The organism is Methyloglobulus morosus KoM1 (assembly GCF_000496735.2).
Taxonomy (GTDB): domain Bacteria; phylum Pseudomonadota; class Gammaproteobacteria; order Methylococcales; family Methylomonadaceae; genus Methyloglobulus; species Methyloglobulus morosus.
The window spans coordinates 13,598-33,680 of the sequence record NZ_AYLO01000006.1 but is presented as its reverse complement, the minus strand read 5'-3'; the positions used below and the strand labels follow the sequence as shown (position 1 = coordinate 33,680).

17 protein-coding genes are annotated in these 20,083 nt (G+C 48.0%); 4 read left to right on the top strand and 13 right to left on the bottom strand.

Annotated elements, in window-relative coordinates; genetic code table 11:
• Window position 1: 1 nt before the first annotated feature.
• Window positions 2-2,410: an acyl-CoA dehydrogenase gene (locus MGMO_RS00540; RefSeq protein WP_023493049.1), complete on the top strand. Its 2,409-nt coding sequence runs from the start codon at window positions 2-4 to the stop codon at window positions 2,408-2,410.
• A 162-nt stretch (window positions 2,411-2,572) separates the two neighbouring features.
• On the opposite strand, the gene MGMO_RS00535 is transcribed toward MGMO_RS00540, so the two are convergent.
• The 7 genes from MGMO_RS00535 to MGMO_RS00505 all read right to left on the bottom strand — a co-directional run bounded on the left by MGMO_RS00535 (window position 2,573) and on the right by MGMO_RS00505 (window position 10,093).
• Window positions 2,573-3,058, bottom strand: coding sequence for a type IV pilin protein (locus tag MGMO_RS00535; protein ID WP_023493048.1), 486 nt, complete (start codon window positions 3,056-3,058; stop codon window positions 2,573-2,575).
• A 30-nt stretch (window positions 3,059-3,088) separates the two neighbouring features.
• Complete coding sequence (locus tag MGMO_RS00530; RefSeq protein WP_036306351.1) at window positions 3,089-4,726, bottom strand: pilus assembly protein; 1,638 nt, start codon at window positions 4,724-4,726, stop codon at window positions 3,089-3,091.
• Window positions 4,674-7,121 carry a pilus assembly protein gene (locus MGMO_RS20805; RefSeq protein ID WP_023493046.1) on the bottom strand — a complete coding sequence of 816 codons (2,448 nt, stop codon included), beginning with the start codon at window positions 7,119-7,121 and terminating at the stop codon, window positions 4,674-4,676. Before MGMO_RS20805 ends, MGMO_RS00530 begins: the two co-directional genes overlap by 53 nt.
• 140 nt (window positions 7,122-7,261) lie before the next feature.
• The gene (locus MGMO_RS00520; protein WP_023493045.1) at window positions 7,262-7,954 is read right to left on the bottom strand and encodes a pilus assembly PilX family protein; all 693 of its coding nucleotides are present in this window, start codon (window positions 7,952-7,954) and stop codon (window positions 7,262-7,264) included.
• 11 nt (window positions 7,955-7,965) lie between these two features.
• Window positions 7,966-8,982, bottom strand: coding sequence for a PilW family protein (locus MGMO_RS00515; protein ID WP_023493044.1), 1,017 nt, complete (start codon window positions 8,980-8,982; stop codon window positions 7,966-7,968).
• Entirely contained in the window at window positions 8,979-9,449 is a 471-nt protein-coding gene (gene pilV / locus MGMO_RS00510; RefSeq protein WP_023493043.1) for a type IV pilus modification protein PilV, read from the bottom strand. Before pilV ends, MGMO_RS00515 begins: the two co-directional genes overlap by 4 nt.
• Before the next feature lie 14 nt (window positions 9,450-9,463).
• The gene (locus MGMO_RS00505; RefSeq protein ID WP_082458222.1) at window positions 9,464-10,093 is read right to left on the bottom strand and encodes a GspH/FimT family pseudopilin; all 630 of its coding nucleotides are present in this window, start codon (window positions 10,091-10,093) and stop codon (window positions 9,464-9,466) included.
• 357 nt (window positions 10,094-10,450) lie between these two features.
• Here MGMO_RS00505 and moaA point away from each other — a divergent pair, with 357 nt between their 5' ends.
• The 3 genes from moaA to MGMO_RS00490 all read left to right on the top strand — a co-directional run bounded on the left by moaA (window position 10,451) and on the right by MGMO_RS00490 (window position 13,827).
• A complete protein-coding gene (gene moaA / locus MGMO_RS00500) occupies window positions 10,451-11,458 on the top strand; it encodes a GTP 3',8-cyclase MoaA (RefSeq protein WP_023493041.1) in 1,008 nt (335 codons plus the stop codon).
• A 95-nt stretch (window positions 11,459-11,553) separates the two neighbouring features.
• The gene (locus MGMO_RS00495) at window positions 11,554-12,852 is read left to right on the top strand and encodes a DEAD/DEAH box helicase (RefSeq protein ID WP_023493040.1); all 1,299 of its coding nucleotides are present in this window, start codon (window positions 11,554-11,556) and stop codon (window positions 12,850-12,852) included.
• A 129-nt stretch (window positions 12,853-12,981) separates the two neighbouring features.
• On the top strand, window positions 12,982-13,827 hold the full coding sequence (locus tag MGMO_RS00490; protein ID WP_023493039.1) for a hypothetical protein: 846 nt from the start codon (window positions 12,982-12,984) through the stop codon (window positions 13,825-13,827).
• A gap of 52 nt (window positions 13,828-13,879) precedes the next feature.
• Here MGMO_RS00490 and MGMO_RS00485 read toward each other — a convergent pair whose 3' ends face one another.
• From MGMO_RS00485 to MGMO_RS00460, 6 genes are all read right to left on the bottom strand, one after another.
• Complete coding sequence (locus tag MGMO_RS00485; RefSeq protein ID WP_036306348.1) at window positions 13,880-14,293, bottom strand: hypothetical protein; 414 nt, start codon at window positions 14,291-14,293, stop codon at window positions 13,880-13,882.
• Window positions 14,294-14,397: 104 nt separating this feature from the next.
• Window positions 14,398-15,081 (bottom strand): lysophospholipid acyltransferase family protein, encoded by a 684-nt coding sequence (locus MGMO_RS00480; protein WP_235557199.1) that lies wholly within the window; start codon window positions 15,079-15,081, stop codon window positions 14,398-14,400.
• A 31-nt stretch (window positions 15,082-15,112) separates the two neighbouring features.
• On the bottom strand, window positions 15,113-15,658 hold the full coding sequence (gene gmhB, locus MGMO_RS00475; protein WP_023493036.1) for a D-glycero-beta-D-manno-heptose 1,7-bisphosphate 7-phosphatase: 546 nt from the start codon (window positions 15,656-15,658) through the stop codon (window positions 15,113-15,115).
• Between the two features lie 7 nt (window positions 15,659-15,665).
• Window positions 15,666-17,750, bottom strand: coding sequence for a glycine--tRNA ligase subunit beta (gene glyS, locus MGMO_RS00470; protein ID WP_023493035.1), 2,085 nt, complete (start codon window positions 17,748-17,750; stop codon window positions 15,666-15,668).
• Between the two features lies 1 nt (window position 17,751).
• Window positions 17,752-18,666 (bottom strand): glycine--tRNA ligase subunit alpha, encoded by a 915-nt coding sequence (gene glyQ, locus MGMO_RS00465; RefSeq protein ID WP_023493034.1) that lies wholly within the window; start codon window positions 18,664-18,666, stop codon window positions 17,752-17,754.
• 54 nt (window positions 18,667-18,720) lie between these two features.
• Window positions 18,721-19,890, bottom strand: coding sequence for a PilT/PilU family type 4a pilus ATPase (locus tag MGMO_RS00460; RefSeq protein ID WP_023493033.1), 1,170 nt, complete (start codon window positions 19,888-19,890; stop codon window positions 18,721-18,723).
• Window positions 19,891-20,083: the final 193 nt, after the last annotated feature.

Here is a 20,083-nt window from a genome sequence, read left to right as displayed (position 1 = left end):
CATGCTCTGGCTACTCGCGCTTATCATCGTCTTGTGGATTTTGTCGTACCGCAAAGCATCCATTCACTGGACAACCCTTGCCGTTGGCGGCTTACTGGCAGGTTACCTTGTCACTCAAGGGCTTACGCTGTTCGGCAAAGGTTTGTGGGTGGCCTTTCTGCTGGTTTTTATCCCGATCACCGTCATCCCCATCCGGCAAAAACTCATCAGCAGCTTGGTTTTCAAGCTAATGAAATCCGCATTGCCCCCCATGTCGCAAACCGAACGGGAAGCGCTGGAAGCAGGCAACACATGGTGGGATGCGGAATTGTTTTCCGGCAATCCCAACTGGGACATCTTGCAAAATCTCCCAGCAGCAAAGTTCTCCAAAGAAGAGCAAGCCTTTATCGACGGCCCCGTGGAAACGCTGTGCGCGATGCTGAACGATTGGGACATTACCCATAACCGTAACGATTTACCCAAGGAAGTCTGGGATTACATCAAAAAACAAAAGTTTTGCGGCATGATGATCCCCAAAAAATACGGCGGGCTGGAATTTTCGGAATCCGCGCACTCGGAAATCGTCATGAAAATCTCCAGCCGCAGCAGCACGGCAGCGGTCACCGTGATGGTGCCGAATTCCCTGGGGCCGGCGAAACTGCTGCTCAATTACGGCACCGAGGAACAAAAAAACCACTACCTCCCGCGCTTGGCAAACGGCGAGGAGATTCCCGCTTTCGCCTTGACAGGGCCGCATGCAGGCAGCGATGCAGGGGCGATGCCGGATACGGGCATTGTCTGCTACGGCAAATTTAACGGCAACGATAAGGTATTGGGGATACGCCTCAACTGGGACAAGCGTTATATCACCTTAGGACCTGTCGCCACTGTGTTAGGTCTTGCGTTCAAACTCTACGACCCTGACCATTTGATCGGCGAAAAGGAAAATATCGGCATTACGGTCGCCCTCATCCCTACGAACACGCCGGGCGTTTCTATTGGAAGGCGGCATTTCCCTTTGGATTCAGCGTTCCAAAACGGCCCGAACTGGGGCAAAGACGTGTTTATCCCGATGGACTGGATCATCGGCGGCGTTGCCCAAGTCGGCAACGGCTGGAAGATGTTGATGCAATGCCTAACCACCGGAAGGGCTATCTCACTTCCTGCCCTAAGTGTAGGGGCGGCAAAATTTACCTGCCGGAATACGGGTGCTTATGCCCGTATCCGCAAACAATTCAACCTGCCCATCGGCGAATTTGAAGGCATTGAAGAAGTGTTGGCGCGTATGGCGGGTGAAACCTACATCCTCGATGCCGCTCGGCAAGTCACCAATGCCGCTTTAGACCAAGGCGAAAAACCGGCGGTCATTTCCGCCATCCTGAAATACGAATTGACCGAACGGATGCGCCGAGTTGTGAACGACGGCATGGATATCCAAGGCGGTTCCGGCATTTGCCTGGGACCGAAGAATTACCTGGGCCGGGTGTATCAGGTGATACCTGTCAGTATCACCGTTGAAGGCGCAAACATCCTCACCCGCACCATGATGATCTTCGGACAAGGGGCAATCCGCTGCCATCCTTACATACAACAGGAAATGGCGGCAATAGCTGAAGGAAAACTGGAACAATTCGATAAGGTATTCTTCCAACACATTGGATTTTGGGGGCACAATAAAGCCGCTTGTTTGTGGCTGGGCTTGACCAATGCTTGTTTTCTGGCAACACCGGGGGATAAGGACACCAAACGTTATTACCGTCAGGTTGCACGGCTCAGTGTCGGCTTCGCTTTCCTTGCCGATTATGCCCTGCTCACCCTGGGAGGCGCACTCAAACGCAAAGAACGGCTTTCAAGCCGTTTCGCCGATGCCTTGGCTAACCTTTACCTGTGTTCCTGCGTGCTGAAACACTATGAAAATCAAGGCAAACAAAATCAAGATTTGCCGCTGTTGCATTGGGCTTGCCAAGAAAGCATCTACCGAACCCAACAAGCGTTGGCGGATATTTTGACCAAATTACCGTTCCGGCCCATAGCTTGCCTGCTAAATGCCGTGATTTTCCCGCTTGGCAAACCCAACAAACCCGCCAGCGATAAGCTAGTCCACGCATGTGCTGCATTGCTGTTGGCAGATTCGCCCGGACGAGACCGCTTAACTCAAGGAATCTACATCAACAGCAAGCCTGATGATGCGACGGGCAGGATTGAAGTGGCTTTCAAGGCCGTGTTGGCGGCCGCTCCGGTGGAAGCTAAGATAAAGCTAGCGCAAAAACAAAAGCAGTTGGCGAAAGGCGAGCTATCGACGTTGGTAAATGATGCGCTGAGCCTTAATATCATCACCCAAGCGGAAGCCCAGTTACTGATTACGGCAGAGCAAGCACGGTTGCAGGCGATCAGCGTGGATGATTTTAGTGCTGATGAATTGGTTGGTTAATACGTTACCATCACCCTTCAAGAACGGTTATTCAATGCTCTCTATTGATGATAAGTCTATATCCCTGGCTTTTGGATGCCGGAATGATGACAGTAATTTAGTAACTTATTGGAGTAAAGCAAATAGCAGTATCAATGATTTTAATCCGAAAAGACTGATCGCTTACTCCCAAGTTTTTTCAGTTGTCGTATCGAAGGTACCATCATTATTTTTATCCCAGAAACGAGCTCCTGTGTTATCTAGTTGAAGAGCCCCATTTCCGGTTTGAGCACCTGTGGGTGTGGCGAGTAAAATGTAAGTGCTAGGTGTAACCGCACTAATCGTCAGATTGTAATAAACTTGATTTCCGTCAATGGGGCTTTTTGCTGGATAAAACGATAGAGGTGGAGACCCCGTATCATTGGTTGTGTCGGTGTCACCACACGTGTTCGCCCCCCCTGTACCTCCTACATTGCAGTAATTGTTAACATCCGTAAAATGCCGCTCCATGGCATTGGCAAAACCTTCCAAAGCCCCTTCTGCGTCCTTTCTTCGGGATTTCGTTACACTATCCATATAACTCGGGACAGCAATGGCGGACAATATGCCAATAATCGCCACGGCGACCATCAGCTCGATTAAGGTAAAGCCTTTATGCATCCTAAACATTGTCATTCACCGATTAATATTTGCCAAAGCTCAACGCAATTGCCGCCACGAACTTCTAATTGGGCCATGCGAGGCTGCGCAAGCCCTAGGGTTAGTTGGATCACATGTTGGTTCATCGGGATCTGTCGGTGCTGTCTCGCCAAAATCCTGCTCAGTTTCACCAGTGGTGCTGCCGCTCCCGCTTAAATATTTCTGTTCACGCCCTACCTCAGTACCAACAACCGCCGGGGTTTTAATAATGCCCACCTTGGAGCCAAGACCTGATGCAGCCGCTAGTGTACCATCTGACAATTTGATCAAATCATGGGCATCAATCCTTCCGTCATTGTTGATGTCAATCGGCGATCCGGTAAAGCGGGCACCATTAAAGTCAAGCTCCATGACCCAACCTGTACCGCTGGGTTCGCATGTGGCATTAGTGGGAATCAAGGTCACAAAAACTACCGCAGTATTCCGAATAATCGGCGTACTCACTACCCGTTCCGCTTGTTTGGTGCCATTAGGGGGTTGAACCAAGTCCATAAACCAACCTAGCCTGTTGATGCTATTCGTGCATGGGGTGGTCAGTGTCGTCGGCACTGTAGAACCATACGCAACTTCGCACTTTGATGTGACACGCACACTTTGGTCTGCCGTTGTCGTTGTTGTTCCGTCAGATAATGTTGTTGTTCCTGAGGTTTCTGCAATAATTGACTGCTGTTGCAGTGCACTACGGCCCGAAACAACACCATTGCAATTCGATGCACTGGACTTATCGCACTTGTCCCAAATTCCATAGATGGATTGAACCTGTGGATCAGATGGAACCGCGTGGTCACCATCTTCAAAATACTTGCCTGTACCAAAATACACCATGACCCCACTATGTTGATCAGTCGCTTTTGCCTTGGACACAGCGGGTTTCGAAGTAATGGGCTGTCTTACAGAAGCGCCATCTAAAGCCACGAACATAGGGCTTGGGGAAGCCTGAGACGAGGAGTAAGCCACACCCCAATTTGCCGGATCAGTATTGGTGACGTCAAATTTCCACATATTGCCTTTCAGGTCACCTGCGTAAATATAATCGGTAATCCCGTCACCACTGACATCGACAGCCGTTGGGCTAGATAAGCCATTACTACCCGCGCTCTCCGCAATTATTGCTTGGCAAGGTGGGGTGGCACACCCACCGGTTTGGATGGGCGTACCGGTTTGGATATCAATAATGAACAATGCCGCCTTTCCTCCACCGCTATTGTAACCATTCGCCACAATCGCCGCCCAATGCCCATTTGCCATACGGGCGATTATGGGCACGGGTATGGTATAACCCAAATCCGAATTGTTCCGGCTAGTGAATTCCCAAAGCACATCGCTAGCGCTAAAACTATCAGCATGGCTGACATCAAGTGCAAATACCCCTTTTCCTCCTGTGCCATTCGCGCCCCCCACCTCTGTGGTGGCACCGCCACCGGTAGCGCCAACCAAAACCGAGTGCCATCCGCCGTTATAAAACACATCATTATATTGGGTTACGCCGTCGACAAAGTATTGATGGCTGTAGTTTTTGTCGCCTAAGCTTGCCAACTCTTTGGAAATAACCGCATTCGGCACGTAAGCAAAAACTTCCTTGCCTTCATCTGGGCCGACGACACTTGCATCCTTTCCCAACGTTAACATTGAAGCCATGCAGCATGCCATCGTTCGCACCCACATATAACATTTGGGTTTTCGTCTTTTTTTCACTCACGTATGCAGGATAAGAACTGCCTTCGGATCCTGGCAGGTTGCCATGCCCCAAGTCTTCACCACCAACAAACATGGGATCGGAATTCACGATATCCCCCAATAATGAATTGCGTATTCGATATTCTCCAGATGCCGTCCCCTCATTGCTTTGGTCGCCACGCAAGTAATCAAGGATAGGGCTGCTGGAATTCGAAACGTTGGTCGAATCCAGGACAGTTTTCTGGGCGGTATTTAAGCCGCCCCATAGAAAATCAATGCCCGCAGGTGCGGTTTTGGTTGGGTCGACCGTAAAGATGCGGCGGTCGGATTGGGCAGGTATCCGGGTATCGGCATTCCAGCGGGGATTATTTTTGTCAATTGCACCTGCGTCGATCTTGCCATTACCGTTAAGATCTTCATTAAAGGGAGAGCTATCAAGTATACCGTTGTGGTTAGTATCTTCAGTCAATATATTAAAGGCCTTGATGTTACCAGACCAGTTGGTGCTGTCAAACAAAGCCTGAAACAGTAAGGCATCGGTTTGGAACTGCGTGGAGTTGGCCGCCACGGAAGAAGACGAGCTGGTACGATCGACGATAGATTGGAAAGTACGCAACAAACTGGCTGTCAATTCATCTTCATCGCCCGCAAATATAAAACTCCCCCCGCCCTGGATAGCAGCATCCCTAGGCAGCGGGTTCACCCCTGGGAGGGTAGGGTTGATCGCATCATCCGCTAAGCCGACAATGAAAGTGCTTAGATTGCTTTTGGCAGCCGCAGATTCTATTTTCGGCTTTCTCAGGTCTGGCCTTAAATCCATCTCGTGTAGGGCTTGGGTGACATCGTCCAAATAATCGCTGGGAGTATTCCCTAGATTGCCATAGTCGTAAGCATTTTTCATATCAGCGCTGCTGCAAACCGCACTGTTGAGCGAGCCGTCAGCCAGGGTACAATCGCCATCATAATCTTGTAGGATAGTTGATATGTTTAGGTCTTTAGTTGGGAGCCCATCGGTCACGACCACCGCAAAGTTTTTTTGGCAACTGAATTGGATGGGGCTGGTGCTAAATTTTGGTTCATCGCTAACTGCATGGGTCACCGGATCTGTACGTTCAGATGCAGGAATTGCAGTACGCCCTGACCAACCGGTCCCGTCAGCCAAATTACCAGTAAAAACGGTAGTTGCTGATTGTGTAGATTTGTTACTTTGGCCGGCATGCAAAATAACATCGCTACTCCCGGTCGCAAAGTACATGCCAATATCGGACATGACTTCCGCCAGTGGCGTCCATGTATGGGCAGTCTGCGCATTAATCTGGCTTTTAATATTGGCTTTTTTGGTCGGCCCCAAGTCATCGACCACTTCCAGCAATATACCGCCTTCTTCAAATGCTAAAACCGAAAAACCGAGCCGTACGTTAGTTAAGGAATCCACCAAGGTATTGGCGGCGGACTTGGCTACTTCCAAGCGCGTTTTCGAACCGCTCCCTTTTAGTTTTAGCTGTTCTATGTAAAACCAGTTCAAGTAATTGGCAACTTGGTCGGGCTTTGTCGGGTCTACCTGCGATGGCAAAGTAAGCGTGGTCACGTAGTTCTTGGTGGCATCAAAGCATTTGGTTCCTGTGCCTAACTTAGTCTTGTTACCAAAGAATTCGGGAGGGATTGTCGTGCCGTAGATGACAAAATCTGTCTTCGTAACCGTATCGGTAATCGTCGTCGTGACAGTCGTAGTGACAGTAGTGGTGACAGTTTTCGTAACATGACAAGACTTAGGGGTGCCAGACCAACTTGCCGAGGTTACGGTACTCACTTTAGTGGAAGTTGTAGTGTCTACTTTGTTATCAGTTTTGGTGCTGATTATCGCTGTGCCCGTGTTGGTGGTGCTGGTCGTGCTGGTAGTGGCGCTATTGGTGCTAGACGTAGTTTTACTGATGCTGCTGGCTGCCTTGCTGCACGAACTGCTGGTTGTACGGGACGAATCAACGCTATTGGTTGTAACAACGGTAGGCGATGCGGTATTTGAAGTTGTTTGGGGATAACCTGACCTGACCTTTGGGGAGCCTACTACGGGCGTTTTTGTGTTCGCCTCTGGGTTGGTGGCGCAATAGGCTGCATCTTTATAGGTTATGGCAGGATCATACGGCGATGGTGTCGGCGCAACCGTGGTAGCCATCGAACCAGAATCATCCAGCATCAGCATCACGTTAGGTTTTACGGTGGTGGTCAGGAACAACGGCACTTGGGACACGGTTCCCGCCACCGATGCTGTACCGATGAGTAACAAACCTAACGCGAGTAGGCAACGACCCAAATATCTGGCAGATAGTTGTTGGTTTGACTTAACAAGGTATTTCATAGACGACCACCCATCAGCTTATCAAAAATTGGTACAGTTAAAATCAATCAATCAGTAGTGCTAAAAGCTATTTAGGAATCTTTTAAAGTCCTACGCTTAACTAACACACAAGCAGGTACACATTTTCTATATCAAAGTCGCTACGGCGGCGGTGCTGCCTTAGTCAATATCACTGACTGCAACATCACTACGGCATTTTCCGTACCCCCGGTAGCGCGCGAGGTAATGCGGTAATTATGGCAATCGTTTGCACCAAGCGCGCTTCCCACGCAGTCGGCAGGCCCCATGTACTCTATAATGTAGCGGGGATTAGCTGACAGAAAACCCGAAGACACGCCCAAGTTACCCGTATACGCGACTGTCTTTGCCGGGTTAGCCGAGGCGGACCAATCGATATTGTCCCAAACTGGCTTCGTACCCGTGTAGCAGGTATAGTAACGACCACTCCCATTGGCACAATCGTAACGCACAGTTCCGACATTGGCTTCGCCCTCTCTTAATGCTGCTTCGGCAGCCTGAAAAGCTAGGTTACGGTCTTTCATGTTGCCTGCCATTTTCTCTTCTAGACTAGTGACTTGAGAGCCGCTTAAACCAATCATAGTAAGCAGCATCAGCATGATTAAGCCAACGAGTAACACAACGCCTGATTGATGCTTAAAGCCTGAGTTAGTGGCTAAATTGGGTCTTACCCCCTTAGGGCTATAACGTTTTGCCCGATGACTCGCAATTTTAATGCTATGCGGCAATTCCTTTGAGTTACCGCCACTGCTTGGCATATCGGACAAAATAATTTTTATATATCCTTCCTTATTTAATTTAGATGGAGTAGTCATGGCCACTTCCGTTAAAAAATCCGGTTACGCAGGGCGATAGTCGAGGTAAAGTTCCGGATCAACCTACCGCTAGTCGTAGCCAAGGTATTGTCAATCGATTGAACCGTTAACGTAATCCTTACACTTACGACTTGGGCCATATTCGGCACGCTGGTCGATGCCACATAATAATTGGCTGTGCCATCGCCGTCGGTATCCATACCATACAAAACGTCTAGGTCTTGAATGCCTTCAATTACCTCACTAGGGTTAGAAGAGCTAGAGGCATAGTTGTTATCAAACCGCCAAAGCGCGGGATCGCCGTTGGATCCAGGTTTTATAAAATAAGTATAAGACTGGAACAACAAAATTTCCGAACCCACCGCATAAGTTTTGCTTAAGGCGGTTGTGGCAGTACCAGCGTTGTCTTTATTTTGGGTATTGTCGGCCGCAGCCCTGAATATATCGGCATGGGCGCAATCCGAAATCACTAAGGGCTTACCAGCGGTTATGCTAGTGCCTGGCGTCGTTTTGCTGCCGCATGTTTGGGTTGCCGAAAGGGCTGTGGGATTTACGGTGTTCATGGCCGCTGTTGTATAACCGCCACAAGACTCCCCAAATTGGATGGTGATCGCGTCGGTATTTGGACTGACCGATGCTAAGGGACTTGAGGTCAGGGCGGGATTTGGCGTAGTGAATGTGCCGCCCGATTCATCTCCCCCGGTTATGGTTGAAGCGGAAACAACGGCCAGATCACCCGTATGGGGAACTGGGGCCAACAATGGGCTATTGGCAATGACCGACAATTTAGTAGTATCGCCGCCAGCGCAACCTAAATAACCCGTCATCCGGATATCGTGGTTTAACAATTCGAGCGCGTATCGGGCGTTTTCTTGCAAGCGGGACAAATTATCCTGCATCCGGTAGGTCTGCTTTGTGTTAATAAAAATCTGCATAATCCCGCCCATTATGAACAGCCCTATTAAGAGTGCGATCATGATTTCAATAAGGGTAAAGCCACTGTGGCTTTTAGGGCTATTTAGTCTCATAACTGGAAGCGTGTTTGGACTGATTCGTTAGCATCCGTATTGTCGCCATCCCTGTTATCATCCCACCGGATAGTGATGAGAAAACCATTTGTCCCGTTTTGTGAGACAAGACCAACCCCAGAAGGCAACATACCCGTGATAATACTTTCCCATTCATATAAATCGTTTTCAGCCATAAGTGCGGAAGAGCAACCTGTCGTACTATTACATCCGGTCTTTTGCTGGGCTGCGTTAATATCCATGAAGTATTTGCTAGCGGCGCCCTTTAACGCTTCAACTTCGTTTGCCCGTATTCGATCTGCAATATCATAAGCAAACTGTGTCGCCTGGCTGCGGTAATAACTGTTTTGGTTATTTTTTAAGGTGGTTGCCTGGAGGGCAGCCAAGCCTAACAAACCCAATGCCAAAACTAGCATGGCTATCAATACCTCTATTAAAGTAAATCCCTGCTGAAACTTGGTATGCATAAGATTTTTTAAACCTAAGGTGGTAAACAGGTAGTAAGGTTGGGGCCCGCAGAACCCGTGTTCGGTATCCCATCCTTGGGATTATCGCTATCTTCGGCAATCCTCAACCTACCGGTTGCATTTACAACAATTAACCGGGATGAGCCCGCTTCTGGAAGATTATTGTTATCGCTATTGTCGCAAATTACAAAACTGCCTTGTGTGTTAGCATCGCCAGCAGGCATGAAGCTGAGATAGTTGCTAACGTTACCAGAACCATCAAGGGTGTAAGAAGTTGGCAATGCGGGAAACTCCCTAAGCAAACAATCCTCACCGCTTTCACACAGGGTAGAATTCGCACCTGCTTGGTAAGTATCGGCGTCTGAGCTTGGCGAGGCTCGATCAATGTCGACAAACACCTGCCAGCCGTTTTTCCAATCGCTTCCTATTTCTCGAACAACCACAATTTGACCCCTTTTAATCGCTTCGCTTCGAGCCAGGTTCATTGCCGTCACAAATGCATTCGCGCTCGTGGTCAAACGGTTACTTTGTATGACTGACATAAAGTTAGGGACTGCTATACCGACCAGGATAGCCGCAATGGTAATTGTAATCATAAGCTCCAGCAGGGTAAAACCGAGGGTTTTTGACCGCTGTTCTTGCATGATTCGGTAATCTATTGGCTTTAGCCGCATTATTCATTCAACCCGATCTGACTTCTCTTTTTTTGCATCTTAGTATAGTCCGTATGTTTGTGTTTGTGAAACCCATCACATATCTGCAATTTAGTGAAATTTATTGGCTTTTTATTTTTTGTAACCTTATATGCAAGCCTATTCCCACCGTAGTTTTTGGACTGCATTCATTTTTTAAAATGACCTATTTCAACATTATCACCCGCAATTTGTTTTGCCGCTGCTAATTAACGGTTTTTGGTATGGCTAACTTCGCTTGCTTAAGTTGGCGATATGTTACAATTGCCGCATCGTTAAGCCAATATTTTACCCAGAACCCCCAACGTCATGACCACTAATGGCAACTCATCCCAATTAATCGACCGATTCGGCAGAAAGGTTAATTATTTGCGTATCTCTATTACGGATCGTTGTGATTTCCGTTGCGTGTATTGCATGTCTGAGGAAATGACGTTTTTGCCGCGTGCCCAGGTCTTGTCACTGGAAGAAATCTACACCATAGCAAAGGCATTTACTGAATTAGGCGTAAAAAAGATTAGGGTGACGGGCGGTGAGCCTTTGGTCAGGCGCGGTGCGCTGGAGTTGCTAGAAAATATCGGCAAACTTAAGGGCTTGAATGAGTTGGTGCTGACAACCAATGGTTCACAGCTAGAAAGCATGGCTTTACCGCTGAAAAAAACGGGTGTTAAACGCATTAATATCAGCCTGGACACATTGGATGCCCATAAATTCAAGGCAATCACCCGTACTGGCGATTTGCAGCAGGTATTGAGCGGGATTGATGCAGCAAACGGGGCGGGCTTTGAGCGGATTAAGATTAATTCGGTGATACTGAAGGACAAAAACCATGAGGAAGTAGTTGATCTGGTGCAATTTGCGGTGGATCAGGGCATAGACATCAGCTTTATTGAGGAAATGCCGCTGGGCCTGGTCAGCCAACATGACCGCTCAGCCGCTTATTATTCCAGCGATTGTATTAAGGCCGATTTGACGGAACATTTCTCCCTGATTGCTTCGACCGAAAAAACGGGCGGCCCCTCGGTTTATTATAAGGTGCAAGGTAGCGATACCCGTGTTGGCTTTATCTCACCGCATAGCGCGAACTTTTGCAGTAGCTGTAACCGTGTCCGGTTGACGGTCGAAGGCCGTTTGCTGTTGTGCCTTGGTAACGAACATTCAATCGATTTAAAGCAGATTGTTAGGTCTAACCCTGGTGATATGGACATCCTAAAGCAGGCTATCATTGATTCTATGCAAATTAAGCCGGAAAAACACGAATTCAGGATCCATGAACAACCTGTGATTTTGCGGCACATGAGTGTTACGGGGGGGTAATGGCCCTCTTTTTTTGTCTTAATCTGGGCTGACAATCCCAACACCCACCATTTGCCGGGTTTACCAACCCAGCTTACTAATTTTTTAAGGTTTCCATGTCATTTGATTCGCTCGGTTTATCGGACGCACTGCTAAAAGCAGTTGCCGACCAAGGTTACACATCACCCACACCTATCCAGGTCAAAGCAATCCCGCCCATTCTTGCAGGAAGGGATGTGCTGGCAGGCGCACAAACTGGCACGGGCAAAACTGCCGGGTTTTCTTTGCCGTTGCTGCAACGTCTTATGGAGAATGCGGACTTGGCGCTCAAACCCAGAAAAATCCGCGCGTTAGTATTGGTACCGACTCGAGAACTGGCTGCGCAAGTCCAAGAAAGCATGACTATCTATGGAAAATACTTCCCCTTGCAAACGCAAGTTATCATCGGCGGTGCGAGCATTAACACGCAAACCCGCCTGTTACGGCATGGTTGCGATATCGTGGTCGCCACGCCAGGTCGATTGATGGACCATATCGGACAAAAAAACATTAGCTTGTCCGCTATTGAAATACTGGTGTTGGACGAGGCAGACCGGATGTTGGATATGGGGTTTTTGCCGGAAATTCGCCGGATTATGGCTTATCTACCCAAAAACCGACAAAGTTTGCTGTTTTCCGCCACCATGCCCGGCGCAATCAAAACGCTGGCAACTACAATTCTCAATAATCCTGTCGAAGTTGCAGTGGCCAAACAAAATATTACGGCGGATTTGGTTTCCGAATGCGTTTACGGCATTGCCAAAGACAACAAACGCGAATTGCTGTCTTACCTGATTGGCAGCAATAACTGGCAACAGGTGCTGGTGTTTGTTCGCACCAAACACGGCGCTGACCGCCTGGAAAAGCAGTTGATTAAGGACGGCATCCGCGCCGCTTCCTTGCATGGCGACAAAACCCAGGGTGCACGCACGAAGGCCCTGGATTATTTTAAAACCGGCAAGGTTACAGCTTTGGTGGCCACCGATATTGCCGCCCGTGGCTTGGACATTGAAGAGCTGCCCCATGTCGTCAATTACGATCTGCCGCAAGTCGCCGAAGACTACATCCACCGCATTGGACGTACCGGACGCGCCGGCTCCAGTGGCGCAGCCATTTCCCTGGTTTGCCCGGAAGAGGCGTACTTGCTGGAAGCTATCGAAAAACTGTTGAAACGGCAAATTCCCCGGATAGCTGATACCGGCTACGAGCCTGTTTCACTTAAGGTTATCGATGCACCCAAGAAAAATGCGCCCGCCAAAACCACGGGCAAAAAAGACTTTCGCCACAACAATAAGAAAACATCCCCACGCAGCGGGGCAGTTAGTCAGAAACCAAACGGCAATAAACCCAAAAAACGGGCACATGCCAGGCCTTAACATCCCTTATTTATATCCTTGATAGGCACAATTTCACTTTATGTTGAACTTGTTATCATTTTTGGGTTAAAAAGTGGGTTATTATTAACCCCATCCACACGATAATAATTAACTTAGGAGTAACCAACCATGTCTTTTCTCGCATCGTTCACAAAAAAACCTAAACTCGATGCTGCTATCAAGAAAGCCGCTAAAGCCCGTCCTTACGAAGACAGCGCCGCAGATGCCTCACTAAAAGATGTCTACCAGGATTTTGCTGATATTATGGCTGGCGATTCTTTACGTGCTGCAACGCTTTATCATTGGGGCGTCACTTTGCTGCATCAGGCAAAGGGCAAACAACCGCCTGAATCCATCAATATTTACCGGAATGCCATTGCGAAATTTTCTTTTTGCATGACGATAGACCCCAATTATCTCGCTGCGGCAATTGATGCCGGTGTCGCCTGCATGGATTTGGCGCGGGCGAGAGGCGTCCCTCCCACCGATGAACTGTATGAAATGGCGAAAAGGCAGTTTGAAAAAGCAAATGGCATCCAGGCCGGCGTTGCTGCTTTTAATTTAGCCTGTTTTTATGGTGTGCGTAGCGAGGATGAAAATTGCCTTGACGCGTTGAAAACCGCGAAAGAGAAAGGCAATTTGCCGGAAGATGCCGATATTCTTGCAGATCCTGACTTGGTAAATGTTGTCAAGCAAAAATGGTTTAAAGATTTTATGGCTTCACTTGAGGAAGACCGGCGTATTGCAGAAGAAAAACTCCTAGCGGCAAAGGCTGCCGAGGAAGAGGCCAAAAAACCAAAGCCCAAAAATCCCAACGAATTTGATCCTTACCATACGGAAAAGAAAGCTGAACCAAAGGCTACTAAAGCCAGCGAATCAGTAGATACCGAAGAATCGCCTGGGGCAGCGGAAAAAGAAGCCATCGAAGAAGCGTCCGCTCCCGTAGCGGAAGCCCCCGAACAATCAGAAAGTTAATCCTTGCTAGGGCTTGAGGTTTGTTAGCTTACCTCAAGCCCTACCCAGGACGTCACCCAGGCGTTTTAGCTTGATCCTCTGGGTCTTTCTCGTGCAATATGGCGGTATAACAATCCATTATGCTTTCGGTATATACAGAATGCGCCTTAGCCAACTCTTGCGGCGAACCGAAATCCTTACGCAATTCTTCCAACGTCTTTTGGGGATCTTGGGCCAACGACATCTTCAGCATTTTTGAGTAGTTGCGGTAGGCTTGCAACCGATCAGGATCGAAGGCAAAAAAACCAGGCATCCGTTGGTAGGTCGTATCAATGACGCACTTCGCCATATAAGCAGGATCTATCTTGTAATCCTTAACATCTTGTTCTTTCTTCATTTCTTCTAAGACAACTTCCTCATATTGCTGCTTGTCAGCGCAAGCCACCAGCAATAGTGGAAATAGAAGAACTAACAGCTTTTTTTTCATGTACATAACACCACTTAACATTTAAATTACAACAAAACGGAATGTATTATACGCAGTTTTATGGATTTCGCTTAACCGCATTACCTATAGTCAGCCAAGGTTTTCTAGGGGTTAATCTCCTGCATTGCATTTTTCACCCAATCTTCCGCCTCCTTATTGATGTCCGCCGCTTTGCGCCCCTTACTTTCAACGTACGGGCCTATTTTTACTTTAATCGTCCCTGGGTATTTTATAAAGCTGTAACGCGGCCAAAAAAGCCCCGCATTATGCGCGATAGGCACCACAGGATAACCCGATTTTTGCGCCAGCATTGCACCGCCCGCGCTAAAATCCCCCAGCTTATCTGCCGACATCCGAGTCCCTTCTGGAAAAACGATAACCCATAGACCTTCCTTTAATGCCTCAGTTCCACGGCTGATTAACTTACGTAAGGCGCTGTGTTTGCTATCCCTGTCGATAGCAATTGGCTTTAAGGTTGCCATTGCCCAGCCCCAGATCGGTATCCACAGCAGGGATTGCTTAAACAATGAAGTTTGGGGGGGCAAAAAGCATCTAAAAGCCAATGTTTCCCAAGCTGATTGGTGGTTGCTTAATACAATTGCCCCACTGTTGATGTTGATATGCTCCAACCCTTCCACCTCATAGCGGACGCCACAAAAGATTTCTGCCAGTTTCAGTACGGTTTCCGCCCATCCTTTACCTATTCGATAACGGATGTTAAAGGGAAAAATGATGCCAAGCAAAACCAACGTGCCAAAAACAAAAGTAGCGATTATTGAAGCCGCCAAAAAGAGCGCAGACCCAAGACAAATTCGGATACTATTGTTTTGATGAGAGAAATTCGGCGACACCATAAAGATTTTCAAAAACAGGAATGTTAAGGTTTGGGTTATTGGTCAGGGTAAGTTGGCCTTTGCCTGTTTTAACCAGTATAGGCATTGCGCCAACGGCTTGCGCGGCTTGTATATCCCGAAGTGAATCGCCGATAAAAAAAACAGTCTTTAAATCGACATTTTTTTCGAGTGAGAATTGCTCAAGCAAGCCAGGCTTGGGTTTACGGCACAGGCACAAACTGTCAGGCCCATGCGGGCAATAATAAATGGCGGCAATTTTTCCACCCTTATCAGCAAGTAAACCGTGCATTTTGTCATGGATTCTTGTCAGCATCGCTTCATCGAACAAGCCTCTCGCAAGGCCGGATTGATTGCTTATCACGGCCACTTCATAGCCGTGCTGGTTTAACAAGGCTATCGCCTCCAAGCTGCCTTCAATGGGCTGCCATTCTTCAGGCGATTTGATGAAGTCCTCGGAGTCCTCGTTAATCACGCCGTCACGGTCAATCAGGACGTATTTGCACGTTTCCATTCAATAGTTACGCTTGCAATTTGCTGATGTCGGCTACCTTAAGAAACTGTTCCGACAACAAATTCAGCAAAGCTAATCGTCTGGCGCGTAAATTAAGATCATCACACATCACCATAACTTTATCGAAATAGGCGTTAACGGCAGGTTCGGTTAAAGCTAGGCGCGACAAAACTGCTTGATAGTCTTTTTTCTCCAGATTAATTCGTATTTCGTCTGTCGACCGAGTAAGCACGTGGTATAAGTCGCGTTCTTCTGCTTCGGCCAAGTCATGGTACTGACCGACATTGTCGGTGACGACCGTTTCCGATTTTTTTAAGATATTGCGGATGCGCTTATTGGCTGCCGCCAAACTCGCCGCTTCGGGCAGTTGCCGAAATGCCTTCACCGCCTGTAATCTCTTCATAAAGTCAAGCGGTTGTGCAGGATTAACTGCCATAACAGCATCAATCTCATCAGGCGTATAGCCTTTTTCGAGACAATATCCACGCAAGCGTTCAAAAATGAAGTCAATGATTAAATTATGATATTTTTGTTGATTTTCAGCTAATGGGAGAATATGGAACATGTGGATCGAAGCGTTGATCAATTTATCAATGTCTAGGTTTAACTCATTTTCAATGATAATCCTTAAGCAACCAATTGCTGCTCGCCTTAACGCATAAGGATCTTTATCGCCTGTGGGTATAAGACCTGCACTGAAAATCCCCGTCAAGGTATCGATCTTATCTGCCAGTGCGACAATCTGCCCGGTCTGGCTGGACGGTGTGGGGCTTCCCGATTGTTTCGGGAAATAATGTTGTTCAATCGCATCCGCAACTTCCTTGGGTTCACCATCTGCAAGTGCATAATATTTCCCCATGATGCCTTGCAGACTCCCAAATTCCCCCACCATATTCGTTAACAAATCAGCTTTTGCCAACTTAGCCGCGCGCATCGACCAATCTGCATTGACATTTAGTTTTTCGGCAATAAATCCAGACAACCTGACGACACGTTCGGTTTTATCCGCCAACGTTCCCAGTTTTTCCTGGAAAATAACATTGGCCAATTCAGTTACCCTTTCCGCCAATGGTTGTTTTTTATCTTGTTTCCAGAAAAATTCAGCATCGGTCAAGCGCGGGGTTATTACACGTTCGTTGCCTTCTTTTATTGATTCTGGCCGAGTACTTTCAATATTGCTAAAGGTAATAAAATAAGGCAATAACGCTCCACTGCTATTTTCTACCGGAAAATACTTCTGATTGGTTTGCATTGTTGTAATCAGCACTTCCGCGGGCAACTCAAGAAAGCGTGGATCAAATGTTCCAGTTACTGGCACAGGCCATTCATTCAAGGCGGCAATCTCTTCCAGCAAATCATCCTCGATATTAGCGATGCCATTGACCGCCGACGCGGCAATGTTTGCCTTTTCACGAATGATAGTTTTTCGCTCCTCCACACCCGCAATCACCTTGCCATGTTGAAACAAGACATCGGCATAAATTTCAGGGCTGGCGATTGTTATGGCTTGTGGCGCGTGAAAACGGTGCCCATAAGTTAAGTTGCTGGTTTTCAATCCCAAAATTTCGCAATCGATGACCACATCACCATAAAGCAATACCGCCCAATGTACGGGCCTGACGAATTCGGTGGCAAAACTGCCCCAGCGCATCCGTTTAGCAATAGGCAAATTTGCTATGCTTTGACGAATGATTTCAGGAATAAGTCGCTCAGTCTGTTGACCTTTCACCGTTTGCTTATAAATCAACCATTCACCCTTGTCGGTCTTGAGCCGTTCGAGTTGGTCGAAAGTCGTCCCGCAACTGGCGGCAAATCCTTCCGCCGCCTTGCTCGGCTTGCCATCTGGGGTAAAGGCCGCTTGAATCGCGGGCCCGCGCTTTTCGACAATTTTGTCCGGTTGCTGCGTGGACAGGTTTTCGACGACTACCGCCAAGCGTCTCGGCGTGGCATACGCCTTGCTGCCGGAATATGTCAATTCTGCATCATTCAGCCCTTGTAATACACCATCCAACAAGGCTTGATTTAGTTTGACAAGGGTTTTGGGCGGCAATTCTTCCGAGCCCAACTCGAACAACAAATGTCTTGCTTCCATGTTACGCCCCCTGCCCTGCACACATCGGAAATCCCAAGGATTCCCGACGTTGGTAATAGGCTTCGGCGACCGCCTTTGATAACGTCCTGACCCTTAAGATATACCGTTGCCGCTCCGTTACCGAAATCGCATGACGCGCATCCAACAGATTAAAGGTATGGGAAGCCTTAAGCACCATTTCGTAAGCGGGCAAAGGCAGATCCAGGGCAATCAGCTTCTGGCATTCCTGCTCATACGCGTCAAAGCATTGGAACAGGAACGGCACATTGGCTTGCTCGAAATTATAGGCCGACATTTCCACTTCGTTCTGGTGGAACACATCGCCGTAAGTGACCGTGCCAAACGAACCTTTCGTCCAGACCAAATCGAATACGCTCTTAACGCCCTGCAAATACATGGCGAGCCGTTCCAGGCCATAGGTGATCTCGCCCGTTACAGGCCTGCATTCCAAACCGCCGACTTGCTGAAAATAGGTGAACTGCGTGACTTCCATACCATTCAACCACACTTCCCAGCCTAGGCCCCAGGCACCTAATGTAGGCGATTCCCAGTTGTCTTCAACAAAGCGGATGTCGTGCTCCAACAGGTCAAAACCCAGTTGGCGCAGTGAGCCAAGATAAAGCTCCTGGATGTTATCGGGCGAAGGCTTTAGGGCAACCTGATATTGGTAGTAATGTTGCAGGCGGTTGGGGTTTTCGCCATAACGCCCATCGGTAGGGCGGCGGGAAGGTTGCACGTAAGCGGTGTTCCAAGGTTCTGGACCGATTGCACGCAAAAAGGTAGCCGGGTGAAACGTCCCCGCGCCGACTTCCATGTCTAAAGGTTGCAATAGAATACAGCCTTGTGCAGACCAGTAATCTTGCAAGGCCAGGATAAGTCCCTGAAAAGTTGTTAAATCGTAATTTGGGCTGGACACGTCAAGTGAGTGGTTGGGCAATAAAAAAGTGGGCAATTATAACGCATAAAAGCGCTAAAAGTCGGGCTTATCCTCATCTTTAGTGATTGCTTGCAGCGAAAGGCCTGATACCGCCCCGCTTTTGACTGGGTCAACAGACCTCGTTGCCGGCGATACCGAACCGTAGCCCTCACTCAGGTTAATTTTCAACTTGAGATTATTGGGCGAATCGGAGTTTTGTAAGGCTTCTTCCAGGGAAATAATACCATCCTTGAATAATCTTAGCAGATGGCTGTCGAATGTTTGCATACCGATATTTTCGGATTTCTCCATGGCCTCTTTGATGGCATGGATGTCGCCTTTATGGACTAAATCCCTGACCAACTGCGAAGCCAACAAAATCTCAATCGCCGCAGTCCGCTTGCCGTCCAGCGTGGGGACTAAGCGTTGCGAGATGAACGCTTTCAAATTCAAAGACAAATCCATCAAGAGTTGATTGCGGCGTTCTTCGGGGAAAAAGTTGATGATCCTGTCCAACGCCTGATTGGAATTGTTGGCATGCAAGGTTGACAGGCACAAATGCCCGGTTTCGGCGAATGCTAGCGCGTGTTCCATGGTTTCCTGGCTGCGGATTTCGCCGATCAGGATAACGTCCGGCGCTTGCCGTAAGGTATTCTTGAGTGCGTCTTCATAACTGAGCGTATCCACCCCAACTTCGCGCTGGTTGACCAACGATTTTTTGTGCGGGTGGATATATTCGATCGGGTCTTCAATGGTAATGATATGGCCCGAACTATTCGCATTGCGGTGGTCAATCAACGCAGCAAGCGAGGTTGACTTACCCGAACCCGTGCCGCCGATAACCAAAATCAGGCCGCGTTTTTCCATGATGACCCGTTTCAATATTTCCGGCAACCCCAACTTATCGGCATTGGGGATTTCCACCTTGATATTACGGATCACTAAGGAAAAGCAATTGCGCTGCTTAAAAATATTGACCCGAAACCGTCCTATTCCCTGCTCCGAAATCGCCAGGTTCAATTCGGGTTGATGCTCAAACGCCTTTTGTTGCTCAAAATCCATCAGGCTGTATGCGATTTCTTTTAACCTTTCCCTGGTCAACTTAATGGGTTCCAAAGGCCGTAATACCCCTTGAAATTTAGCAGCGGGCGGCGCATCGACTGTCAGGTATAGATCAGAACCGTCGTTCTGTACGAGCACTCTAAGGTATTCTTTAAATTCCATATTCAGCTATCTTTATAGTAAGAAATTTTCAAATTTTAGATCATTAACCGATTAGTTAAAGGACATTGCAAGATTTTGGGCTAACACTTTAAAGTGTAGCAAAGAATGCTTGGATTTATCCCATTGAAAAATTTCAGCAAGCTTTTTTCAAAAACTTTATTAGAATTGTTACCATCCTGCTTAATATAACGCG